The following is a 1740-nucleotide window of genomic DNA, read 5'->3' as shown; positions in this document are numbered from 1 at the left end:
CGGCTTCATGCACGAAGCGGTCGATTGCAACAATCCGGCCCAGTTCACCCGCAGCTGGTTTGCCTGGGCCAATGGCCTGTTCGGCGAAATGATCGTGGGCCTGGCCGATCGCCTGCCGGCGGTGCTGGCCAACCCGCTCTGACCTTTCGCGCGGCGCCGCGTGCGCCGCGCCTTTCCCCAAGGATTGCCCATGGACCTGTCCCGCCGTCGCTTCCTGTCGCGCTCTGCTGCCGCGGGCGCGGTTGCCCCCACGCTGGCCGCTGCGCCGGCTCTGGCTGCCACCCCGGCGGCCACGGCGCCCGCACCCTGGGGCGCCACGCCATCGCCGCGCCAGTGGAAATGGCACCAGCGCGGCATGTATGCCTTCGTGCATTTCTCCATGAACACCTTCACCGGCAAGGAATGGGGCTATGGCGATGAAAAGCCCGAATGGTTCAACCCCACCGATTTCAGTGCCGATCAGATCGTGCTGGCCGCCAAGTCTGCCGGGATGACCGGGGTGATCCTCACCGCCAAGCACCATGACGGCTTCTGCCTGTGGCAGACGCAGCTGACCGAGCATTCGATCCGCAACAGCCCCTACAAGGGCGGCAAGGGCGATATCGTTGCCGAAATGGGCGAGGCGGCGCGCCGCCATGGCCTGTCCTATGGCCTCTATCTGTCGCCGTGGGACCGCAACCATCCCGAATATGGCCGGCCCGCCTATGTCGATTACTATCGCGCGCAACTGACCGAGCTGTGCACCCGCTATGGCAAGCTGTTCGAGGTGTGGTTCGACGGCGCCAATGGCGGCGATGGCTATTACGGTGGCGCTGGCGAAACCCGCCACATCGATGCCCCGCGCTATTACAACTGGCCCTCGATCATTGCCCTGGTTCACCAGATGCAGCCCGATGCCTGCACGTTCGATCCGCTCGGCGCCGATATCCGCTGGGTGGGCAACGAGGATGGCGTGGCCGGCGATCCCTGCTGGCCGACGATGCCCAACAAGCCCTATGAACAGGACGTGGGCAATTCCGGCCTGCGTGGCGGCGAAATCTGGTGGCCGGCAGAAACCGATGTGTCGATCCGCCCCGGCTGGTTCTATCACCCCGATGAAGACACCAAGGTGAAAAGCCCCGAGCGCCTGGTGCGCCTGTTCGACGAATCGGTGGGGCGCGGCACCAATCTCAACCTCAACCTGCCGCCCGACCAGCGCGGGCGCCTCGCTGATCATGACGTGGCGGTGCTCGCCTCGTTCGGCGATGCCATGCGTGCCACCTTTGCCCGCGATCTGGCCAAGGGCGCGGTGGCCCATGCCAGCGCGGAGCGCGGCCCTCGCTTTGCCCCGGCCGCCGTGCTCGATGGCCGGGCCGAAACCTATTGGTCCACGCCCGATCGCGTGCACACGCCCACGCTCACGCTCGATCTGGCGCCGGGGACGCGGTTCGATGTGGTGCGCGTGGCCGAATCCCTGCCGCTCGGCGTGCGCGTCACCCGCTTTGCCATCGAGGCCGAAATCGGCGGGCAGTGGCAGCGCCTGGCGGAAAAGGAATGCATCGGCGCACAACGCGTGGTGCGCCTGCCCGCGCCGATTGCGCCACGCCGCGTGCGCCTGGTGATCCTCGATGCGCCGGCGTGCCCTGCGATCCGCGAGTTTGCCCTGTTCAAAAGTGTGGCGCCGGTGCCAGTCGCCGCGCCCGCGCCGCGCGGCAGCGACGTGCTCAGCACGCTGGGCTGGCGCGTGGTCGATGCCAGCGC

2 protein-coding genes are annotated in these 1740 nt (G+C 67.6%); both read left to right on the top strand.

All coding sequences use genetic code 11. The annotated features are described in order from the left end of the window. Positions 1-7: 7 nt before the first annotated feature. On the top strand, positions 8-142 hold the full coding sequence (locus H926_RS31915; protein WP_371256289.1) for a glycoside hydrolase family 125 protein: 135 nt from the start codon (positions 8-10) through the stop codon (positions 140-142). A gap of 48 nt (positions 143-190) precedes the next feature. Beyond that, positions 191-1740, top strand: a 1550-nt coding sequence (locus H926_RS0117240) for an alpha-L-fucosidase (RefSeq protein WP_022677428.1), incomplete at its 3' end; no start/stop codon positions are given.

Origin of the sequence: Novosphingobium sp. B-7, assembly GCF_000410615.1 — a bacterium.
Taxonomy (GTDB): Bacteria; Pseudomonadota; Alphaproteobacteria; order Sphingomonadales; family Sphingomonadaceae; genus Novosphingobium; species Novosphingobium capsulatum.
Note: the sequence above shows the minus strand (reverse complement) of the source record. Positions and strands in the feature narration are given on the sequence as shown.

Coding starts and splice junctions, on each gene's coding strand:
- H926_RS31915 (WP_371256289.1), top strand. CDS start 8: ATGCACGAAGCGGTCGATTGCAACAATCCGGCCCAGTTCACCCGCAGC.